This is a genomic window from Microcoleus sp. T3_A4, assembly GCF_036700465.1.
Lineage (GTDB): Bacteria > Cyanobacteriota > Cyanobacteriia > Cyanobacteriales > Microcoleaceae > Microcoleus.
In genome coordinates this window covers 21,754-42,973 of sequence record NZ_JAUBOY010000054.1, presented here as the reverse complement: position 1 = coordinate 42,973, position 21,220 = coordinate 21,754, and the positions used below count along the sequence as shown (strand labels likewise).

The window sequence follows — 21,220 nt, the reverse complement described above, 5'->3', positions numbered from 1 at the left end:
CATCGGTGAGGTTGAAGGGGTTTGTTTGGGGGGCGGCAAAGACTGGGGCGCTAGCGGTGCCGGTATTCCGGTAGTAGCGCGTGTTGCCGTCCCGTACCCCAACAAAGGCATCTAAATCGCCGTCGCCGTCAATATCGACAAAGGTGGGGGAGGCGACAGACCCCACATCGGTGAGGTTGAAGGGGTTTGTTTGGGGGGCGGCAAAGACTGGGGCGCTAGCGGTGCCGGTATTCCGGTAGTAGTAAGTGTTGCCGTCACTTGCCCCAACAAAGGCATCTAAATCGCCGTCGCCGTCAATATCGACTAAGGTGGGGGAGGCGATACTCCCCACATCGGTGAGGTTGAAGGGGTTTGTTTGGGGGGCGGTAAAAGTTTTGGGTATGTTATCGGCGATTTGCAGTACGGCAGTTTTAGTCTTCGTTAGGTTGTATCCTGTGCCAGCAGTGAGGGTGATTTGTACGGTTTCGCTGGGATCGCTGACGTTATCTAAGACGGGAATGACGTTAATAGTGGCTGTGGTTTGCCCTGTGAGGATGGTGACGCTACCCGATAAGGCGGTGTAGTCGCTGCCCGGTGTGGCTTTACCGCTGACGGTGTAGTTGATGGTGGTGTTGGCGGTGGCGGGGGCTGAGAGGGTGACGACGAAGTTGCCGTTGACGGGGGCGGTGGGTTCGGCTTCGCTGGGTGTGGTGCCGGGGGCAATGCTGACACGGGGAAGCAAATCTTGGTAGTAGCGCGTGTTGCCGTCCTGTGCCCCAACGAAGGCATCTAAATCGCCGTCGCCGTCAATATCGACTAAGGTGGGGGAGGCGTAATTCCCCACATTGGTGAGGTTGAAGGGGTTAGTTAGGGGGGCGGCAAAGACTGGGGCGCTAGCGGTGCCGGTATTCCGGTAGTAGCGCGTGTTGCCGTCACCTGCCCCAACGAAGGCATCTAAATCGCCGTCGCCGTCAATATCGACTAAGGTGGGGGCGGCTAAATACCCCACATTGGTGAGGTTGAAGGGGTTTGTTTGGGGGGCGGCAAAGACTGGGGCGCTAGCGGTGCCGATATTCCGGTAGTAGCGCGTGGTGCCGTCAATTGCCCCAACGAAGGCATCTAAATCGCCGTCGCCGTCAATATCGACAAAGGTGGGGGAGGCGTAATTCCCCACATCGGTGAGGTTGAAGGGGTTAGTTTGGGGGGCGGCAAAGACTGGGGCGCTAGCGGTGCCGGTATTCTGGTAGTAGTAAGTGTTGCCGTCACCTGTCCCAACGAAGGCATCTAAATCGCCGTCGCTGTCAATATCGACAAAGGTGGGGGTGGCTAAAAACCCCACATTGGTGAGGTTGAAGGGGTTTGTTTGGGGGGCGGCAAAGACTGGGGCGCTAGCGGTGCCGGTATTCCGGTAGTAGAGCGTGAAGCCGTCACCTGCCCCAACGAAGGCATCTAAATCGCCGTCGCCGTCAATATCGACAAAGGTGGGGGAGGCGGAAGTCCCCACATCGGTGAGGTTGAAGGGGTTAGTTTGGGGGGCGGCAAAGGCGGGCATAGTTTTTTAATGGGTAATTGGCAATTGGATGGGAGGAACGCTCACTAAGAGTGCCAGTTGGCTTTAGTCCTGACTTTTTAAAGCAGTTTAACGGCGATGCGCGAAGAGCCTATTCCGGTTAAATAGGGGCGCAGATGCCGATTAAGGAAGGAGAGCATTGGCTCGTTGTCTGCCGCCACTGAAAAAGTGCCATTCTCTATCTCACTGTCGATTTGCAGTTTAATTGATGCGGCTAACAGGGATATTCCTCGACCTAATTTTTGATACTTTTTTCGCACCAATAAGCTGGAGTAGCGAATAGTATTTGGGGCGACGCGGTGGGTGATCATCCAGCCGATGACTTCTCCATTATGGCACAATCCTAAACTATTGAGCGGTTCGATTCTGGATTCGTCGCTAAAGGGATTCAATGGGTTTGGATATTCCCCTTGTTGAAGAATGGCTTGGCGCTCCTGGGCGGTGATTTCGCTCCCGGGAAAAACGGTAAATGAATCGGGTAAGGGGTATTTGTGCAGCCAAGGGGCTTCGGCAATTTTTTGGGTTGTGGTTTGGGCTAATAAAAAGGTGGTTTGAGGGGGGAGCCAGCCTTTGTTTTTTAATAGGGGTTCGAGGGCTAGTGCTGTTAATTCACTGCTTTTGTAGGAGATTTCGACTCGCTGACAACCGACTTTTTTCAGTTCTTTTTCCAAATTCCCGATCAGGGTTGTGCCGATGCTTTGATGGCGATGGTGGGGAACGACGTAGCAGGAGATGATGCTGGCAGATAAGGATGGCGGGTTCTGGGATTCGGGAAGGATTTCGGCGATCGCCATTCCTACCATTTGATGGGAAATGGTGGCAGAAATTCCTACAATTTCGCCCCGTTTAGTTTGGGTTTGCCAGCGTTTTTGCAGGCTGGGGAAGGTGAAGGCATCGTAGGCGGAAATATTGTCGGCTGTGAGGTTGTAAACAGCTTGGTATTTGACGGGATAGCGCGTTTCTTCTGGTTGACGCGGTGGGTTTAGCAAGGTTGGTTTTCCAGAAGTCAGGCTTTCAAGGGCTGTTCTCACTTCGGTATTGTCGGGTTTGAGGCGCAGCGCTTCTCTCAAATAACCTTCAGCTATGACAGTTTCTTGGCGCGAGGCGTGCAACTTTCCGAGGTTAAGATAGGCGAGATAGAAATTCGGATCGAGGCGTAGTGTTTCTTCATATCCAGCTTTTGCTGCTGCGATATTCCCTTGCAATAGGTAAGCGCTGGCGAGATTGCAGCGGGTGGCTGCTTGATTGGGATTAATCTCGATGGCGCGTTGGAGTAGGGCGATCGCTTCTGGGATTTTTCCCTGTAATTGCAGGAGATTTCCTAAGTTATTGTAGGCAGGGATATAGTTGCGATCGAGGGAAATGGCTTCTTGAAAATAAGCGGCTGCTTCTTCCAATTTTAGTTGTTTTTGTAACTCTCTGCCGCGATCAAAAGCTGCGGCTGCGGTTTCTAATTTTTCTGTGCCAATCACGGCAGGCACGAGGGATTCGCTGACTTTGACAGATGTTTCAGGGGGTTGATGAATGCCGGGTCTGATTGATATAATGCTAGAACCTGGGAAAGTAACTAATCGTTCGATTTCGTCGGTTTGAAATCCTAATGCCATTGGCTGCCGCACTCCGGGCAATACAGCAATGTCAAATAATTCTTTGACGACTTCTTCAAATATCAGCGAGTGGACGATATTGCCTGTGTTTAAATCCACTACCATCAATCCGCATTGAGGTTGTTGCTGTTGGGCGGATAAGCGATCGCTTAATGTCAATCCTTGAAAATTTTCATGTCTGGGTTTGGAGAGTCCGACGATCGCATAGTTGTTATGAAATGCCAACCCTCTGACGAAACCGGGGCAGAAGGCGATCGCCTGAAATTGTCCATTTTCTACATAGCCTAATTCGCCAGTACCGGAGTTGAGTACCCACAGTTTATTCTGGTAAAATCGGGGTGAGTGGGGCATGGTTAAGCCGCTACAAATGATTTCGTTAGAACGGATATCGATAATGCAGCCGCCGCCGCCTCGATGCGATCGCCAACCTGCGGGAATATCGGTTTGGGAACAAGCAGTGACGTAAGCGGGTTCGCCATCTACCATTGCTAAACCGTTGAGGTGACAGCGATCTTCGGCGGCGAGGGAGGAGATAAACGGCGGTTGCCAGATGGGGCGAAAACTGTAGTCGCGATCGCGTGTTGCCAGACAACTAAATTGGGTGTTGACAAATACCCAGTTTTGCGATTTATCTACGATTAGGTCGTGAGTATTTATGTCACCAGTGGTGTAGCCGATGCGGGGAACGTAGAGTTTGTCGTACCCTAAATAATCGCCCACTTCCTCACGGCAAAGATTGTCAAATTGCCAGATTTGATAACAGGTACTCATCACGAGGCCTTCTGAGGTGGCAAATAGTCCCATCGGGCGATCGAATTCGCGATCAAACACTGACAACCTGCCATCGGGTTTCAATCCAATCAAGAATAACCGATTGGTTTGATAGGTGGTGAAGGCGAGGCTGATTTTCTGTGCAGCCAGCCATTGATTGAAGTGTGTTAAGGGGGTAATCTGAATCATAGAACTCATAAATTGACTTTATAGTTAAAGATTTTTGGCCTTACTTAATCAGGGTATGAAAAAGAACCAGGCAAAAATCCAGAAGCTTTGTGGACAAGGGTTTTTATGATTTGCATATTTAGCCGTTCATACCGTAAATCAGCAACGCCGATATAATTATCCCATTGCCTAGTTAGTATCCAGCTTTTATGTGACGAATTTAGCTATGACAGAAACACCAAAATTTTATATTGTCAAACGTCCTGCGGGTAATTGCGATATTTTGCCGTTGGCGGAGCCCTCGCAGAGGATCGCCCAACTCGAAGAACAAAACCCCAGTATTATTGAAAAGTGGGGCCCTTACGATTCGCCAGAAGATGCCATCGCCCGCCGCATCGGATTAATTCGCGCCGGCAAATGCCAGCCGCAATGACCGATTGCCAAAAATAGCGAAGCATTCGAGTGTAAAATCTTGGCTTTTAGCCGTAAATCTTCCCCCGAATGCTTTTTTTAACTGAAACCTTACCCGAAAGAATTGGTTTAAAGCCGGAACCCATAAGCGGGAGAAATTAAAATCCGACTATTCATTACTCCCATCCTCTTCCTTCCAGGTATAGGTCGCTGTCAACTGTCAACTGTCAACTGTCAACTGAAACAGGTTTTCTACTTAGATTTAGAAGGTGCCGCACTCGGTTTTGCTTGCGCCGCATTCGGTTTAGGTGGCGCTGCATTCGGTTTCGACTCCGCCTTATTGTTCCCTGTTTTACCAGTAACTTGCTGTGTCAAAACTTCCATAGCTTTCGCGTACTGCGGATCTGCCGTTGTAGCGATTTTATCGCGATCGCGCCTCAATTCCTGTTTTTGAGCGTCGGTGAGTTCTACCTTAAAATCCGGTTCAATCCCGGCGTGGTTGATATCAGTGCCGTTGGGAGTAAAATACTTGGCAATTGTCACCGCCAAACCCGCACCATTTCCCACGCCGCGTACTGACTGAACTAAACCTTTACCAAACGTCTTTGTTCCCACTAAAACCGCGCGTTTGTTGTCTTGCAAAGCACCGGATAGAATCTCGCTAGCACTTGCTGAACCGCCGTCTACCAGTACAACTAACGGTTTGTCTGAGATCGCTGCCTTGTTTGCCGTTTGTTTATCGGCTTCACCGACTCGATCGACCGTTGAGACGATCGTACCTTCTTTGAGCCACATCCGAGCAATTTCAATACTTCCGTACAGCAACCCGCCGGGATTGGAACGCAAGTCTAAAATATAGCCCGTTACCTTTTTCTGTTCCAAATCCTTAATTGCCGATCGCATTTCCGATGCAGCATTCGCACTGAACTGATTTAAGCGAATATAGCCGACTTCTCCGATGGGAGTTTTCTGCACCGACTTCCGCACAGGATGAATTTCAATTTTAGCGCGCTTCAGCTTAAATTCTAATTCCTTGCTTCCCCGCAAAATAGTCAGCGTCACCTCAGTATTCACCTGACCGCGAATCAAACTTACTGCTTGATTCGTATCCATGCCTTCTGTGCTCTTGCCGTCAATCTTAGTAATGATATCTTTTGCCAGAATACCAGCACTAAAAGCAGGGGTATCTTCGATCGGCGAAATCACCACCAACTTTTTGGTTTCCTCATCTTGAGTCAACTGAATCCCAACTCCTGTCAGTTCCCCAGAAGTTTCAACCTGCATATTTCTGAACTCTTGAGGGTCCATAAACCGCGTATAAGGATCATCCAGCTTCTTCAGCATTTCCCGAATTGCTTTGTAAGCTTCGTCGTCGCTGGTATAAGTCCGGTTCAAATAATCATTCCGCACCGCTTTCCAGTCAACCTGGTTAAAAGTGCCATCTACATAACTTTTGTCAATAATCTGCCAAACTTCATCAACCAACTCTTTAGGGCTTCCCCGAAAAGAAGCCAGAGATTTAGAACTGCAACCAGTGTTCGCAAGAGTTACAGCAGTGAGTACCACTGCTGCTGCACTTAGAACAAGCCCTCGTTTTGTTATAACCATTTGTCTGACGCGCGGGAGGAAAAGAGTTCAGAATAATTACGCTCAATCTAACACAGGCAAGGCTCGGTCGTAGTTGGCGTACATATATTATTTAACTTTGCCGAGTTCTGCGGTATCAACTTAAGAGTGAAACCCTCTGTCTTTCTCGTTTGTATCGAAGCCTAGATCCCCCTAAATCCCCCTTAAGAAGGGGGACTTTGAGCGTTATTGTCCCCCCCTTAACAAGGACTTAGATCGCTCTTGTCCCCCCCTTACTAAGGGGGGTTAGGGGGGATCTCCGGGTTTAAAACACGCATTAGGGGCGATCCTCTCCGAGGGCTGCGCTAACGACAGCAATTAAGGATCGACCCAGCGATCGTCCGATTTAATCAAGTCAATCAATTCTGCCACACCTCGGTCTTCTGGCACTTTCTTAATTTCTTCCCGGCCCCGGTACAGCGAGATATAACCCGGTTGCTTCCCGACGTAGCCGTAGTCAGCATCAGCCATTTCTCCTGGCCCATTGACAATACAGCCCATTACTGCTATATCCAAACCCGTGAGATGCTTCGTCGCCTCTCTCACTTTGTGTAACACTTCCTCTAAATTAAACAAAGTGCGACCGCAGGAAGGACAAGCGACATACTCAACCATCGTTTTCCGCAGTCCCAAGGCTTGCAGAATGCTGTAGCAAACGGGAATCTCCTTTTCTGGGGCCTCTGTCAGCGAGACGCGGATGGTGTCACCGATACCGTCAGCTAACAAAGGTGCGAGGCCTGCGGTGGATTTGATGCGGCCGTATTCGCCGTCTCCTGCTTCCGTGACGCCCAAATGCAGCGGGTAATCCATGCCGAGTTCGTCCATCCGGTGCACCATCAAGCGGTAAGCAGCAACCATCACCGGTGCGCGGGAGGCTTTGAGAGAAATCACGATGTTGCGGAAGTCGAGGGATTCGCAAATTTTGATGAATTCCAGGGCCGATTCTACCATGCCTTCGGGCGTGTCGCCGTAGGTAAAAAGCATCCGTTCGGCGAGGGAACCGTGATTAACGCCGATTCGCAAAGCTTTGCCTTGGTCGCGCAGGGAAATCACCAGAGGTTCCAGGGTTTCGCGGATTTTTTCGCCAATTTCCGCGAATTCGCTGTCGGTGTATTCGCTTCTGTCTGCTTTCGGCTTCTCGAACACGTAAAGTCCGGGATTGATTCTCACTTTGTCTACGTGTTTGGCGACTTCGAGGGCAATTTTCATGCCGTTGTGGTGGACATCGGCGACGAGGGGCACGGGTTGGTAGGTGGCGTGCAGTTTTTGCTTGATTTCGGCTAAGGCTTTGGCGTGGGCCATGCTGGGCACGGTGACGCGGACGATTTCGCAGCCTATCTCGTGCAAGCGCCGAATTCCGGCGACTGAACCGTCGATGTCGAGGGTGTCTTCGTTAATCATCGACTGTACGACGACGGGGTTGCCGCCGCCGATGGTGACGCTACCGACTTTGACTGGCCGGGTTTTGCGGCGTTTGATGGTGGTGTCGAAGGTTGGTTCGGTGGTGGGGGTTTTAGTGGGGTTCGGCAGAGTTTGCATAACTGGTTGCTAGTGTTCTGTTACTAAGGTCTATAAAAATGTGTCTGCTGTTTTTCAGGTTGCCATAGAAAGGGTCTGTTTGGACAAAGAGGTTTTGGGATTTAGGATTCTTAATGAGATTGCTGCGAATTTGTCGATCGAATTATGTCGCAAAAGGGCGATCGAACTAAAAGCCAACCATCACCGGGAAGGCGAACTTAAGTTGGGCCCGTGGAACTAAACCCAACTTAAAAAATACAGTTAAAATACAGGCTAGGCCGAGATAAAAATTAATATTGGTTGGCGGTGAGGGGAATGGTTTGGACACCGGGGCAGCGGTTAAATGGCGATCGGTATATCATTGAAGGCAAGTTAGGTGAGGGCGGCTTTGGCATCACCTACCTAGCACAGAAGGCGCAAAACAGGCAGCGGGTTGTCATCAAAACGCTGAAAGACGACTTATTGAGAGATCCAAATTTTGCCTGGTTTCGGGACAAATTCCGGGATGAGGCGCTACTGCTATCTTTGTGCAAACATCCCAATATTGTGCAAATAGACAACTATTTCATTCATGGTGATTTGCCTTGTATTGCGATGGAATATGTGGCAGGGAAAGATTTGTGGAATTTGGTAGAAAAGCGAGGTTTCCTGTGGGAAACCGAAGCTTTAAACTACATCCGCCAAGTGGCAGAAGCGGTAATAGTAGTTCACGAAAAAGGTTTGCTACATCGGGATATCAAGCCACAAAACATTATGGTACGCGACAATTTTGATGCAGTTTTGATTAGACCTCTTGCAAAAAAGATATATGTTATAATCAGAAGTTTTAAATTTAGCCCCCTAGAGCTAACTCATAATTGTAAATTGCTGACAACAAATTACAACGCAGACCATAACGGCGACGGCGATTCCGATAACGACTCGACAATATTTTAAAAATTTTGAGACTCCGATTAACGTGTTCAATCATAATTCGCTCCTGTGCTAGAACTCGATTGTAGTCTTTTTCTAGACGAGAAAGTTTCCCCTTTTTTGGTTTTTTTCTAGGGATATAACTATTAGGGTGATAATCCTTTATCCCTTGATAGCCACTGTCTTGTAAGCTATTTCTTTCGGGATGAAAATAAATTTTACTTTTTTTGAACAAGTTAAAATCGTGGCAATGCCCTGGTCTAAAAGCAGTGCAAATAATTTCTCTTGTCTCTTGATTAATTACCAATTGAGTTTTTAGAGTATGACATTTCTTCTTGCCTGAGTAATATCTCTTCTGTTTTTTTTTAGGTCGTTCAATAGCTGTTTCTGTGACATCCATCACCACGAATTCTGGATAATCAGAGTCTTTGAGTAATGCCTTTTTGCCCGGAATACGGAACTTTCCCGTTTTCATTAAAGTTGATTCGATATCAGTTACAATTCGGCAAATAGTTGATTCAGATACTCCCCAACTTGTCCCAATATGAAAATATGTTCGATATTCTCGCCAATATTCCAAGGCTACTAAGACCTGTTCTTCGAGAGTTAGAATGGTGGGACGTCCTCTTCTGTCTTTAGGATTTTCTAGCCGGAAGCTTTCTAAGGCGTTAACCATTGCTTTTAGGGTTTCAATCTTGATACCAAATCTACGTTGAAATTGAGCGGGTTTCAAATTTAGATAAGATTGATTTTTCATGATTTACTTATTGTGTAACGACAACAGAACTTTCTAGCATTTTATCCTGTTTATAGCAAGACCAGAGTGAAAATAAGTTAGGAGTTGGGATTCAATTAAATCTCAGCAAAACTTTTCATTATATCATAAAATTATTTTGCAAGAGATCTATTGACTTTGGTTTGGCACGGGGTTTTATTCCCGATCGCACTCAGCAAATGACTGTTGGATTAACACATGGTTTTGCGCCTCCCGAACAGTACGGGGAAATGGGCAGATTTGCTGAGTACACAGATGTTTATGCTCTGGCGGCAACTCTATACTATCTGCTAACGAGAACACAACCAACTGCTGCATTCTTGAGGCCTTTAAATCATCCTTTAAAGCCGCCGTTTCAGATTAATCCTAATATTAGCGATGCGGTGCATCGAGCAATTATGAAAGGGATGGAAATGGATGAGACAAAGCGTCCTCAGTCGGTGGAAAAATGGTTGGCTATGCTTCCCCAATCCCCCGGCAATCGGGGGCAAAGAGGGGGTGTTTCGCCAACGATTCCTAGCCCGCAGCCAGCGCCACAACCTGTAAAATTGATTTCAGCAAAAGGAGTTGATTATCGTCAACTCGATCGGCTGTTGGCTAGCGGAAAATGGCAAGAGGCGGATGGGGAAACGGCAATAAAAATGCTGGAAGTAGCGGGGAGAACAAAAGATAACTGGCTGAGGGGTGAAGATATCGATCGATTCCCCTGTGAAGACTTACGAACTATTGACCAACTTTAGGTAAAATACAGTAACGGACGTTTCGGCTTTTCGGTGCAGAAACGCATCTATGAAAGTCTGGGGGGAAGCAGAGAATATGATCGGAAAATTTGGGCAGCTTTTGGCGATCGGGTAGGTTGGCGTGTGAATAGTAGTAAATGGTTGCACTATAATGATCTAAAATTCAACACCAAAGCACCTATAGGACACCTCCCGTGTGTGAAGGGAAAGTTAACTGATGGGGTGGTTGGTGGGGGGCTTGTTGTGGGGCGTTCTCTTCTCTCGCGTCGAGACTTGTAGACTGTAACATCTAAGCGTTTCAGGTTTTCATAAAGATTTATTACAAAGGCAAAAACCACGAAGCCACGCCAGTTCTACGTTTCCGATACCTGGCACTGACCGGACTGGGCTAAAAGGCTACCAGTGATACTAATTGTTAACATAATGTTTGATGTCGAATGAACTTTCAAATTATAGGAAACATTACTAATATTGAAACAATAGCAGTAGATAAATCAATTCGGGAAGTGGAACGTTTGCAGAAAAATTATGGTAATGGACGTTGGAGAAAACTCAAAGGCATAGCCACAATTAGCCTGACTGATGGTACAGCCTGCGAAGCTGAGCTACATTGGTACGAAGCACACGGCATTGGAAAAAAAGAAATCAAAATCAAATATATTTTATAGGAGGAGTCATGAATCCCCATAACTTAGAAACACAATTTGTAGTTTGCATTAATAATCAAGACTATCAAGCATCCTTGGAAGTGCGAAAAATTTATCGAATCATACCCGATAATCGCGCTGCGGAACATCAATTTATCCGAGTTATTGATGAATCCGGCGAAGATTATTTGTATCCAGTCGCATATTTCGTGCCGATAGCATTGCCGAAAGCCGTAGAAGCAGTGTTTGCATAGGAGAAATTAACAATGCTATCTGTAGAAAAATGCCCAATTTGCGGCGGTGAAATAGTTATCAAAGAAGTTGATAAACTTTTACGGGGCGGCAAGCATACTGCTATCTTAAAAGTATCCGCTGAAGTTTGCCTAAGCTGTGGAGAACGGTTCTACTGTGTGGAAACAGTTAGGAAATTTGCCAAAATTAGACAGCAATTGCAGCGGGAAGAGACTCAAGAATTTCAAGCGATGGGGCAATCTTTTCGCGTTGGGTAAGTTAGAGGGGGATAATTTGTTTAAAAAGATCGATCGCACTTCCCATCATCCATCAAAAATCAACCCGCGTTAGCGAAGCCCTCGAAGAGGATCGCACTTCACTCCAGAAATCTATCTCGCGGATGATGCGATCGCCCCTCCTCCCCAGCAAAACTAAAAAATGTACTGGCAAATCCCTTCACAGACCCAGGCTCAGCATTTAAAGCATCGGAGGTTTTCCATTGGACGATCGTACAAACGCACCAACCACCGCAGCTAACAACCGCCAACCTCTAATTATCGCAGGAATTCTCCTCGGTATCGGTCAATCCGGCTTTTTTGACGGCATTGTACTGCACCAACTCCTCCAGTGGCACCATATGTTTAGCAGCGTTAAAACCGATGCTACCGTTGCCGGTTTAGAATTAAATACCCTCGGAGATGGATTGTTTCACGCAGCAGATTGGTTGGTAACAGTAGCGGGAATCTTCTGTTTGTGGCGTGCGGTTAAGCGCAAAGATGTTCCTTTGTCAACTCAAACTTTTTTCGGTTCAATATTAATTGGTGCTGGATTGTTTGACTTTGTTGAAGGCATTGTTGACCATCAAATTTTGGGAATCCACCACGTCAAACCCGGTATCAACGAGTTAGCTTGGGATTTAGGATTTCTCGCCCTTGGAGTTAGTTTAGCGCTGTTAGGTTGGATACTGGTACAGAGGGAAGTTCCCGCAGATAGTAAAGTTTAAATGAATGCAGAGATTGAGAATTATACCAAATCCGTGTTACAAATCCCCCACCCTCTTTTTAACTCATCAGTTCATCCCGCCGCATCCAACCACGCAATCAAATCCTCTTGACTCCTAAAATCCAACAAAGCTTCTCCCAAATCCTCTAACTGTTCCGCAGATAACCCCTGGATGCGAGTTTGAACTTCCACTGTAACATCACCCACCCGCCGCACTATCTGACGCATAATTAATCCTATTTCCCCCTCAATTTTACCCCTTTCGATTCCTTGTTGTATTCCCTGTTCAATCCCCTGTTGTAGACCAATTTCTATCCCTTTCATCACAGACCCGATTTGGTCTTGGATAAACATTTCTCGCTTGTCTACATCGTTCAATTCGTCTAGGGTCAAATTTGCTCGGTTGGCAATTCCCAGCGCGGTATTAATCTCTTCAATAGACCCCAATGTCTCTGGTACTGCTTCCAAAGAGGGCGCATTTTTCATAAAATAAATCCATTTTTCCGGCAGAGTTTCGAGTTCATTCAATTCTTTTTTGAATTTCGGTAACTCGACAAACACTAATTTTAACTCGCAGTTGGGATAAACGAATTTCTCTTCGGTTTCTGTGAATTCAAAGTTAGAGATTAGTTTTTCGGTGTTTTCAAATAAGATAAAGTCGGTGATGGTTAAAGCAATGACTGGATTTAACTTTAAATAACCTTCTCCGGCTTTGAGTTGAGTAGAATAGGTTTTGGCTGCATTGTACACTACCCGTGTTTCAAAGGCGGCGACGTTGAGTACCTGCATTTCCACAATCACGGTTTTGTTCCCGGTAATCTTGGCTTTGACATCTAGGTAAGTGTCTTTCAATCCTGTAACGCTTCCGGCCGAATAAGGATCAATTATTTCTAATTCTTGGATTGTTGGTTCTCCGTTATACAGCATTGCATTTAGGAAGCTGATTAAAATTTATGGGTGTTCGGAAGAACCGAATATTCTTTTGAAAGCAAAGTCTGTTTTGGGACTGATGAAACGCATATATTTTATAGGATTTTTTTTATTAACCGCAGAGGGCGCAGAGGACGCAGAGGAGGAGAAAAGAGAGGAAGATGGATATTGGCCAATATTGGAAGGGTTGGGTTTTGTTGTCTCAACCCAACCTGTTATCTGAATGCTTTTATCAGCCTGTGGCTTCAGTAGTAGTTGCAGGTGACATAACTAGCTTTCCAGTTATATCCATTGTTGCCAGTTTCAGCACTTCATTAAAAGCTAAACCCCGAATTTTGAGTTCCCACCGAATGCCTTTTGCTTTCATTCGCTTGGCTTTCCGCATATCGACATCAGCAGCTTTTTGATGCAAGAGCAAATATTTCATTGCTGCTGTAGCTTCGACTTTCGTGGGAAATGCAATATAAGTGATAAATCCGCCGTCCCAGTGATTGGCGTTGCGGACGCTGCTGATAGTCGCAACTCTCGGACTAAAGCGGTTCCAGTAAAAGTCGCTGTAGCCGATCGACTCTGTTTTTACTTGGAGTTTGTTTGCCATTTGACTTAACTCCTATAACCTTGTGTGCGGGGTTGGTAGTACCAATTTGCTGCTGTTACTATTATAGCAAATTATTCAATAAAGGGGAATTGGAAATTAGGAATTGATGACTGTTAACTTTTGGCTGATGACAACAGCCAACAGCCAACTGTCAACTGTCAACTGCCAACTGACTAAAACCTCAATTCATATTCAGCAGTGACGCGGTTGTCTCCTTGAAAATTACTGGAACTCCTGAGTAAAAGTTTATCGCTCAATCGATAACGCACAGTAAATTCTGTCGGTTGATTTGCTGACAAAACTCGAATGATTGATGCTGAAATATTGCGTGTGATGTCAAACCCAACTTCTAAACCTAAACCGAGAGAACCCGCACCTGAACTGGAACTAGCAGTTTGTGCTTCGTTGCCTCTAATCCGAGTGGGAAATAAGCGAAATTCGCTCAATCCTGTGGCGTTTGTAACCGCAGATTGAAGGTTGTTCAATAAACCTGCACCGGCTAAATTTGCGATCGCCAGTGTACTGTCTCCCTGTCCCAAAGTCTCCACGAAACTGCCGCCTAACAGCGCTACAATCTCTATTTCCGATCGACTCGGAGAACTCCTCAACTCCAGATTTTCCCCCAACTGAGAAGCCCTTCCCTGCACTAACGCTTGAACTCGGACACTCCGCACATTGCCGAAAGTTGTGGGTTCGTCTGCTATTTCAGAAGCTACAGATGTGCCGGGAATGCGGAACCGCGTTACTTCCTGCACCGAAGTTGCTAATCTCACATCCAGGGTCGGATCGAGTCCTTGTGTTGGTACAAAGGTCGCAGTCTGGGGGTATCCTCGATCGAGTCTAAACTGCGTCGTAAACAAATTCACCGACCCGGAAGTCAACCGAATCGTACCCTCCGGGCGAAGGTCATCTAAAGTTCCATTCACCGTCAAGCCCCCAGTCGCCTGAAAACTTAATATCGGCGCACTCGTTACCCGAATTCCCCGGCCCAAATTCAGCCGCAAATCGTTCAATCCAACTTCAAAGGAAGGGGAAGTCGGAGTCGCAGGGGAAGGAGAAACATCAGTCGCAGGGGAAGCAGAAACCTCAGTCGCAGCGGAAGGAGAATCAGAATCAGAAGCAGAAGAGGAAGAAGCTAACTGAGTTGTGCCGCCGGGACTCCGGAGAAATACTTCACCGTCATACAGTTCAATATTACCGCTCAACTGCGGGCGCCTAGCCGTGCCCCTTGCCTGCACTTGACCAACAACGCCGCCGCTGTACAATCCTCTCAGGTTCACTGCCAACTTGTCGAGATTCACAGCCAGGGGATTATCCGCATCGACATCGCCCTCCGCGAAGGGCACAGACAGCGGAATTACACCCTGGGCCACAACTTGTCCCTGACTCAACTGTCCCCGAATTCCCTCTACCCGAATACGATCGCCCTCAAAGCGCACCGTCCCAGTTAGCCCTGTCAGCGGTTCTGGGAAGGCTTGCGCGCGGACGGTTGCATTTTCAAAATTCGCAATTCCTTGCGCTACAGGGTCTTGCAGCGTTCCTCCCACGCGAATTTGCACCTGTCCCTTGCCGCTGACCCACGCAACTTGCGGAGTCAATACATTAATAATTGCCAAACCTTCATTTTGCAAATTCGCCCTCAAATCGATTTGATTGCTGTCAGCTTTCACGGCTGCAAACGGCAACTCAAAAGGCAAACTTCCGGCGACTTCAATCGGTTCGGTTTGAGTTACCAAAGCGCTGCCGCCAAAATTCAGGCGGGCATTGCTGTAACTGAAACTGCCGTCGGCTTGTTTAATCGGTTCTCCGTTTAGCGTACCCTCAAGCAAACTCAATTCTCCGGTGGCTTGCGGGTTTTCCAAACTGCCGGCCAAATTCGCCCGCAAATTCAAATTTCCCGTGACATCAACCAAAGGCAATTCCACCAGTTTTGCCAACTCTTCCACAGGCACATTTTCTACCCGCAACTGCCCGGATTGAGCTTTTTGCCCCAGTTGTCCCGAAAAGCCGATCGCACTTTTGCCCGATCTAATTTCCAAAGGCAAAACAGTTAAGATCCCGTCCTGAAAACTGCCTTCAAGGCTGAACGTTTCAGCGACATATTCTCCCCACTGCCAGTTATCACCTTTCACATTAAATTGAGCTTCCACACCCGTTTGCAAAGAACCGGCGACAGCAATTTCCGCGCCAAAAGTGCCTTGCAATTGGGATAAGGGAGGCAATTTTTCTGATGTTTCCACTGCTTGCTGCTGCTGCAAAAGTATTTCAATTTCTGCCAAACGGCGCAACTGTTCGATTAGCGGGGCTTCTGGTTCTCCGACTGCTACAGTTTGCACGTCGCCACTGTCACCGTAAACAGGAGGTTTTAAGCCTCTCGCCAAGTCGCCTAAATTGAAATATTGCAAAGCGGTTAAAACCTGCTGCAAATTGCCTTGCTGGACGTTAACTTTCCCGGCAAATTGCGGGTTTTTGCCTGTTTGAACATTACCGGAAATTAAGTATTGACCGCTGCCTTGGCGGAATATGCCATTTGTGAGAGTGGCGCTGCCGTTAGCGTAGCTGAATTCGGCTTGGAAACTGTCACCTTTAATGTAGCCGATCGCCGGTTGGGCGATCGCAATTTGTCCGCTTGCTTGCAAAGTCGCCGGATTTAACGGCATCTTCCAACCGGGGACATTTACTTGTCCCGAAACCGTACCAGTTATCGGCCCCAAACCTGCCTCTTTCCCAGGTGATAGATTCAAAGCAGCGAGGGGAAAATCGCTTAAATTAACTCGCAAAGTTTCTCCCTGGGTTTGGCCCCTAGCCACGGATTCCCCGCGTTGAATTAAGAAAGATGTCGGCAAAAAAGATTGATTTAAAGCTACTTCGATTTTGTCGCTGGCGCCGGCCAAACGCAAATCTACACTTTTCCCAGCATCCGCATTCACACTCCCCGCCAGTACCGGGTCAAAAGCGATTTGATTTACTGCTAAATCCCGCACTTCCACGTCGCCAACTAAGCTGAGGGCGGCGAGGGTTCCGGTGAGGCTGCCGGTAAAATCGACATTGCCGCGCAGGGGCTGGTTTTGCTGTGAGGAATTTTTGTCCGCAATTGTAGACAAAAATCCTAGTTGTTCTGCTGGTAAGGCTGCCAGATTAAAGTTGGCGAGTCTGACATCCAAATCTAAGTTGGAAATTGAGGGCCCTCCTTTACCTTCGAGTTCGACGTTAACAAAGCCGTTTGCTGTCAAACCGGGAGTTGTGGCGTTCTCAATTTCCACTCGTTTGCCGTCCCAATTAAATACTGCCTCGAAAGGTTGTTTCAAAAACGGCAATTCCGAGATGCGGAAACTGCCGCCGGCGCGAACTGTTTGTGGGGAACCGGCAATCGGGCCGGATAAATTGATATTGCCGTTAAACAGTCCTGCAAGCTGGGGGAGATTTTGGGTACTGGAGACTACACCTCCGGTTTGCAAGCTTTGGCGCTGGGCTTCAAAGGCTTGCTGGAAGCGACTTAGAGCAATTTGCTCGCCCTCAATAGACGCGCGCCAATTCCCGGATTCTGCGCTGCCTTTAGCATTGACAATTCCTCCGCCGTTGGCGAGTCGAATTTGTCCGTCGCCGTTGGCGGTGATGTTGTTGGCGGTTAGATTATCTACTGTTCCCAAAATGCGGACTTGGCCGTTGAGGGTTCCGTTTATTTCTGGCGGTAAATCCGCTGTCAGCAAACCTGTTTGTTTGAGGGTTTGTTCTAAATTACTGACGGCAATTCCGTTGGTTTCTAGCAATGCTTGCAAGTTGCCGTTTTCTAATTTGGCCGTAGTATCGATCGCCCCGAGTCGATCGACCACAATCACTCCTTCTCCGCTAGCATTAATTCCCTTCGCTGTCAAGTTATCCAAACTACCCGCTGCTTGGAATTCGCCGTTAACTCTGCCGTCAAATCCTTTAGGCAAAGTCGCCGTTAGTGGAAACAGTTGGAGATTGCGAACAGTTTGTTCTAAGCGACTGAGAATAACTCGATCGGCATCGGCGAAAGCTTGCCAGCGTCTGTCTTCTAATTTACCTCTAAAAGCAAGAGTACCGTCCCCTATATTGAGTTTCCCGCTGCTGCTGACGCCTATGTCGGCGGCGGTTGAATTATCAAGACTACCGCTGGCTTGAATTTGATTGGATATTTGTCCGTCAAGCGATTGGAGATTTTGGATTTGGGATTTTAGATTGTTGATATTGGCGACTGTTTGGGGATTGTCAGCAGCGAAAGCTAAGCCAACATCTAACAGGGGCAATCCTAAATCTCCTAAGCGTTTGATGGAAGTGCGATCGGTTTCTGCGGTTCCCTGCCAGTTTCCGGCTACCAATTCTCCTTTTAAATTAACATCACTGCCGGCAAGATTGAGTCTGCCGTTGCCGCTGGCATTGATGCTGCTAGCCGTCAAATTGTCAAGACTTCCCGATGCTGTAAATTGACTCGATAGCAGTCCGTCAATCGATTTTAGATTTTGGATTTTGGATTTTAGATTGTTGAGATTGGCAGATTGCTGATTTTCGGGACTAAATGCTGAAGCCACATCTAAAATCGGCAGTGTCAAATCTACTAAGCGGTCGATGGAAGTGCGATCTGTTTGTGCTGTTACTTGCCAGTTTCCCGCTACCAATTCTCCGTTTAAATTCACATTGCTGTCGGCAAAATTGAGCCTACCGTTGCCACTAACATTGATTCCGCTAGCAGTCAAATTATCAACATTGCCCCCCACTCGAAATTCACCTGCTAGCTGCCCGCCAATCGATTTTAGATTTTGGATTTTGGATTTTAAATTGTCTACATTTGCGGTCGTTTCCCCTGTTAAAAACGGCAATCCAATATCAATTAATTGATTAACAGCTACTTTATCAGTGTTGCCAATAACTTGCCAGTTACCCGATTCTAGTTCGCCATTAACATCAACAATACTGTCAGCAATATTCAGCGTTCCTTTGCCCGTCGCAGCGATCGCATTTAAACTCAAATTGTCCAGAGTTCCCGCAGCTTCGGCGGTTCCGCTGAACAAACCTGCTAGTTCAGGAGGCAAATTAAGGTCGGGCAGGACTTGCTGCAAACTGTTGAGATCCACACCATTGCCCTCGATCAAAGCTTGCCACTGACGGTCTTTTAACGCAGCATCCACGTTCACAGAAGCGTCGCCAATTTTCACAACCGTATTTTGCAAATCCGCCGAATTTCCTCCGGCTCGAATTTCGCCCGCTGCAGGGAAAGTTCCTTGCGGTGCTTGCCATTGAACTCTCGCTTGAATGTTGTCTAACGGGCCGAAAATTTGAGCTTTTGCGGACACCGTGCCAATATTAACACTAGCAGGAATTGGGAGATCGTAAATTTGGGCGATCGCGTCTCCGGGTACATTTTCAGCTTGCAAGTCAAACACTAAACCCGATCGCGAATTCTCCTTTGATAAAGCTAGATCGACTTCACCTTTGCCGCCAATTTTACCACCCGCCGCCGGCACTACCAAAATATCGCTCACAGTCAAAGCTAAAGAGGAAAACGGGGGAATAGAAGATTGAGAATTGGGAGTTGGGGTTTGAGCCATTCTCCCGCGTTCCAATTTGAAATTAGTGCTAATATTGTTTAATTGCAGTCGATCGACCGTAGTAGGTTTTGTCGAGGCGATCGTACCTGTCAGCACCGGCATTGCAACTGTTCCAGTCAGCTTGGCATCCGCCTTCACTTCCCCCGCCACAGCCACGGGTAATACTACTTTCTTCCCTAACTCTGTCTCCACCGCACTGACAACACTTGCCAAAGCGACTGGTTGCACGTTCGTTGTCAGATTGAAGCTAGCGTTCTCCAAATTAAAATTGGTTCCAGTGGCAACTGTTCCTGCTATTCTAAGCGGAATTAAACCGTAATTAGCCGCCAGACTATCGACAATCACATTAGTTCCCTGAAACCGCAACTGACCGCTGCTATTTTGTATGATTTGTTTCAGGGGGGAAATACTCGCTTGCACTCCCCCAAAACTAGCCACTCCGGTAATTCCCGATACTTTATTATCTCGCAATTGCACGGTTAAATTGCCATTAGCCAGACCTTTTTGTAAATAAATGCCGGGAAGTTTTAGCAAGCGAGCGAGGTCGGGCAAAGGCAAATTTTGACCTTGCAACTGCACGTTAGTTTGAGCGGCAGGTAAAATAGAATCAGCTTTAAGTATAAAATTATCGCTGTTAGTAAACTGACCGTTTAGTTCGTAGAGAACGCGCTGATTTTGATCGCGAAATAGAGCACTGCCATTTTTCAAATTTACAGAAATCGGAGCCGAAGTTTTCTGCCCGACAGCAGGATTCGGCACCAAAACTGCGGCGGCATTTTCAGCTCGAATTGCCTCAACTTCAGTTTTAAATAAACCCGGAGATTTTTGCTCCCTAGTTGGAATATTAACCCAGCGGCCCTCAGCCTCCTGTTCGATATAAGCGTTGGGTTTAACTAAGGTAATATCTAATTTGAGAGTGCGGTTGAACAGCAGTGGCCAGATTGAAAATTGCACTTCCACTGCTTCTGTAGAAGCGTAATCGGGATCGGTAGGAGTTGCAGGTAAAGTCGATCGGCCAAACCGCAAACCTGTCAGAGAAAATCCCTCCAAACGTCCGAGTTGCACAGGTCGCTTCAGCAACTGACTGACTTCCGTTTCCACCAAAGGAGCTAACTTTTCCCGCACCCACTGGTATCCTACCGCCGCCCCCACCAAGGCGAGAATACTTAATCCCGTACCGCTAAGCAGCAGCAGACGCCACCAGCGGCGGTGGGGGCGGGGTGCGAGTTGATTTTTGTTATCGTCCGAGTTAGTCATGGGTGTTTCTCAAAAATCAGAGAATTCAGGAATTATAGGAAATCAGCCGATTTTAGACAGGTATAATCTCTGTGATTCGCCAGGGTGCCTTCTGCCTTTGGTAGACTCAAAAGTGAGGTCGGAAGTGCCGATCCCCGGATCGATCGCAGGCAAAAGGCACGCCCCCACTCCAGAGTAGACTCCAGAAACCTTTACCGAACTTAATCAAAACACGCAACACCACCTAAAACCAAGTCCTCCAACTCCTCGAAATCCTCTAGATTCCCCCCGCAGTGCAGGATCGGTGGTCAAGCTAAAATCTAAAATATCAAACCAAGTAGTCCAAATGCCCCAACTCCTTTCGATCCCGCCGGTGCAGGATCGGTGGTCAATCTAAAATCTAAAATATAAAATTTAAAATCGGTTGCCCGATCGCTTCTAAGATAAAAAAACGGTGGTTAAGAAGGTCTTTAAAACTTATGCGAGTGTTCGTCTTACTCTTCAATGCCCGCACCGAGAATGAGGGAATTCATACCATTCAACTCGGCGATCGCAATAAAGTTCTGATGTTTGAGTCAGAAGACGACGCCACCCGCTTTGGCGTGATGTTGGAAGCTCAGGATTTCCCCGAGCCCACTGTCGAGGCGATCGACGAGGAGGAAATTAAGGAGTTCTGTGACAGTGTTGATTATGATTGGGAACTTGTGCCCGCGGGCGCGCTGGCTATTCCGCCAGAAGATAATGTAACACAGACTCAGTGGCAGCCGGAGTCCGATCCCGAACCCGAACCTGATTCTGAGGTTTCCCAAAACGAACTGGATTCTATTCGCCGCCGACTCGAAGGACTTTTGTAATAGGAAGTTCGGCAACGAGTAGTGTACGGGATTTAACGGATTGATATTGAGATTCGAGGTGAAGACGGAAAAGGG

Annotated in this window: 15 protein-coding genes and 2 pseudogenes; 9 read left to right on the top strand and 8 right to left on the bottom strand. The window is 47.4% G+C overall.

All coding sequences use genetic code 11. The annotated features are described in order from the left end of the window. The coding region (locus QUA07_RS25010) for an FG-GAP-like repeat-containing protein (RefSeq protein ID WP_333330560.1) at positions 1–1,531 on the bottom strand (1,531 nt) is incomplete at its 3' end. Positions 1,532–1,608: 77 nt separating this feature from the next. Beyond that, the gene (locus tag QUA07_RS25005) at positions 1,609–4,125 is read right to left on the bottom strand and encodes a TIGR03032 family protein (protein ID WP_333330557.1); all 2,517 of its coding nucleotides are present in this window, start codon (positions 4,123–4,125) and stop codon (positions 1,609–1,611) included. 196 nt (positions 4,126–4,321) lie between these two features. Here QUA07_RS25005 and QUA07_RS25000 point away from each other — a divergent pair, with 196 nt between their 5' ends. Next, positions 4,322–4,528, top strand: coding sequence for a DDE transposase family protein (locus QUA07_RS25000; protein WP_190741122.1), 207 nt, complete (start codon positions 4,322–4,324; stop codon positions 4,526–4,528). A gap of 230 nt (positions 4,529–4,758) precedes the next feature. Here the strand turns inward: QUA07_RS25000 and ctpC are convergent, their stop codons facing one another. Both ctpC and ispG read right to left on the bottom strand, forming a co-directional pair. Next, positions 4,759–6,114 carry a carboxyl-terminal processing protease CtpC gene (gene ctpC, locus QUA07_RS24995; protein ID WP_333330553.1) on the bottom strand — a complete coding sequence of 452 codons (1,356 nt, stop codon included), beginning with the start codon at positions 6,112–6,114 and terminating at the stop codon, positions 4,759–4,761. 336 nt (positions 6,115–6,450) lie between these two features. After that, on the bottom strand, positions 6,451–7,671 hold the full coding sequence (gene ispG / locus QUA07_RS24990) for a (E)-4-hydroxy-3-methylbut-2-enyl-diphosphate synthase (RefSeq protein WP_333330550.1): 1,221 nt from the start codon (positions 7,669–7,671) through the stop codon (positions 6,451–6,453). A gap of 40 nt (positions 7,672–7,711) precedes the next feature. Here ispG and QUA07_RS24985 point away from each other — a divergent pair, with 40 nt between their 5' ends. Both QUA07_RS24985 and QUA07_RS24980 read left to right on the top strand, forming a co-directional pair. Beyond that, on the top strand, positions 7,712–7,891 hold the full coding sequence (locus QUA07_RS24985; RefSeq protein ID WP_333330547.1) for a hypothetical protein: 180 nt from the start codon (positions 7,712–7,714) through the stop codon (positions 7,889–7,891). A gap of 74 nt (positions 7,892–7,965) precedes the next feature. Beyond that, a complete protein-coding gene (locus QUA07_RS24980) occupies positions 7,966–8,586 on the top strand; it encodes a serine/threonine protein kinase (RefSeq protein WP_445305911.1) in 621 nt (206 codons plus the stop codon). Here QUA07_RS24980 and QUA07_RS24975 read toward each other — a convergent pair. After that, entirely contained in the window at positions 8,483–9,319 is an 837-nt protein-coding gene (locus QUA07_RS24975; RefSeq protein ID WP_445305910.1) for an IS5 family transposase, read from the bottom strand. The genes QUA07_RS24980 and QUA07_RS24975 overlap by 104 nt on opposite strands. A 197-nt stretch (positions 9,320–9,516) precedes the next feature. Here QUA07_RS24975 and QUA07_RS24970 point away from each other — a divergent pair. The 5 genes and pseudogenes from QUA07_RS24970 (at position 9,517) to QUA07_RS24950 (ending at position 11,958) form a co-directional block, all read left to right on the top strand. Then, positions 9,517–10,356: pseudogene (locus QUA07_RS24970) on the top strand (GUN4 domain-containing protein). A 158-nt stretch (positions 10,357–10,514) separates the two neighbouring features. Continuing rightward, complete coding sequence (locus QUA07_RS24965) at positions 10,515–10,745, top strand: hypothetical protein (protein ID WP_333330545.1); 231 nt, start codon at positions 10,515–10,517, stop codon at positions 10,743–10,745. An 8-nt stretch (positions 10,746–10,753) separates the two neighbouring features. Next, positions 10,754–10,978, top strand: a complete 225-nt coding sequence (locus QUA07_RS24960; RefSeq protein ID WP_293157603.1) for a hypothetical protein — start codon at positions 10,754–10,756, stop codon at positions 10,976–10,978. A 12-nt stretch (positions 10,979–10,990) separates the two neighbouring features. Continuing rightward, positions 10,991–11,233 carry a YgiT-type zinc finger protein gene (locus QUA07_RS24955; RefSeq protein WP_333330542.1) on the top strand — a complete coding sequence of 81 codons (243 nt, stop codon included), beginning with the start codon at positions 10,991–10,993 and terminating at the stop codon, positions 11,231–11,233. A gap of 221 nt (positions 11,234–11,454) precedes the next feature. Continuing rightward, positions 11,455–11,958 carry a DUF2243 domain-containing protein gene (locus QUA07_RS24950; protein ID WP_333330539.1) on the top strand — a complete coding sequence of 168 codons (504 nt, stop codon included), beginning with the start codon at positions 11,455–11,457 and terminating at the stop codon, positions 11,956–11,958. 71 nt (positions 11,959–12,029) lie between these two features. On the opposite strand, the pseudogene QUA07_RS24945 reads toward QUA07_RS24950, so the two are convergent. The 3 genes and pseudogenes from QUA07_RS24945 to QUA07_RS24935 all read right to left on the bottom strand — a co-directional run bounded on the left by QUA07_RS24945 (position 12,030) and on the right by QUA07_RS24935 (position 20,312). Continuing rightward, positions 12,030–12,977: pseudogene (locus tag QUA07_RS24945) on the bottom strand (Rpn family recombination-promoting nuclease/putative transposase). A gap of 142 nt (positions 12,978–13,119) precedes the next feature. Further along, positions 13,120–13,485 carry a hypothetical protein gene (locus QUA07_RS24940; protein ID WP_333330536.1) on the bottom strand — a complete coding sequence of 122 codons (366 nt, stop codon included), beginning with the start codon at positions 13,483–13,485 and terminating at the stop codon, positions 13,120–13,122. A 173-nt stretch (positions 13,486–13,658) separates the two neighbouring features. Then, positions 13,659–20,312: a translocation/assembly module TamB domain-containing protein gene (locus QUA07_RS24935; protein ID WP_333330533.1), complete on the bottom strand. Its 6,654-nt coding sequence runs from the start codon at positions 20,310–20,312 to the stop codon at positions 13,659–13,661. 458 nt (positions 20,313–20,770) lie between these two features. Between QUA07_RS24935 and QUA07_RS24930 the strand changes: the two genes are divergently transcribed. Next, positions 20,771–21,145, top strand: coding sequence for a DUF3110 domain-containing protein (locus QUA07_RS24930; protein ID WP_333330530.1), 375 nt, complete (start codon positions 20,771–20,773; stop codon positions 21,143–21,145). Positions 21,146–21,220 lie beyond the last annotated feature (75 nt).

What these genes read in the sequence shown, in the direction of transcription:
- QUA07_RS25005 (WP_333330557.1), bottom strand. Translation starts at nt 4,125, where the DNA reads ATGAGTTCTATGATTCAGATTACCCCCTTAACACACTTCAATCAATGG.
- QUA07_RS25000 (WP_190741122.1), top strand. Translation starts at nt 4,322, where the DNA reads ATGACAGAAACACCAAAATTTTATATTGTCAAACGTCCTGCGGGTAAT.
- ctpC (WP_333330553.1), bottom strand. Translation starts at nt 6,114, where the DNA reads ATGGTTATAACAAAACGAGGGCTTGTTCTAAGTGCAGCAGCAGTGGTA.
- ispG (WP_333330550.1), bottom strand. Translation starts at nt 7,671, where the DNA reads ATGCAAACTCTGCCGAACCCCACTAAAACCCCCACCACCGAACCAACC.
- QUA07_RS24980 (WP_445305911.1), top strand. Translation starts at nt 7,966, where the DNA reads ATGGTTTGGACACCGGGGCAGCGGTTAAATGGCGATCGGTATATCATT.
- QUA07_RS24975 (WP_445305910.1), bottom strand. Translation starts at nt 9,319, where the DNA reads ATGAAAAATCAATCTTATCTAAATTTGAAACCCGCTCAATTTCAACGT.
- QUA07_RS24965 (WP_333330545.1), top strand. Translation starts at nt 10,515, where the DNA reads ATGAACTTTCAAATTATAGGAAACATTACTAATATTGAAACAATAGCA.
- QUA07_RS24960 (WP_293157603.1), top strand. Translation starts at nt 10,754, where the DNA reads ATGAATCCCCATAACTTAGAAACACAATTTGTAGTTTGCATTAATAAT.
- QUA07_RS24955 (WP_333330542.1), top strand. Translation starts at nt 10,991, where the DNA reads ATGCTATCTGTAGAAAAATGCCCAATTTGCGGCGGTGAAATAGTTATC.
- QUA07_RS24940 (WP_333330536.1), bottom strand. Translation starts at nt 13,485, where the DNA reads ATGGCAAACAAACTCCAAGTAAAAACAGAGTCGATCGGCTACAGCGAC.
- QUA07_RS24935 (WP_333330533.1), bottom strand. Translation starts at nt 20,312, where the DNA reads ATGACTAACTCGGACGATAACAAAAATCAACTCGCACCCCGCCCCCAC.
- QUA07_RS24930 (WP_333330530.1), top strand. Translation starts at nt 20,771, where the DNA reads ATGCGAGTGTTCGTCTTACTCTTCAATGCCCGCACCGAGAATGAGGGA.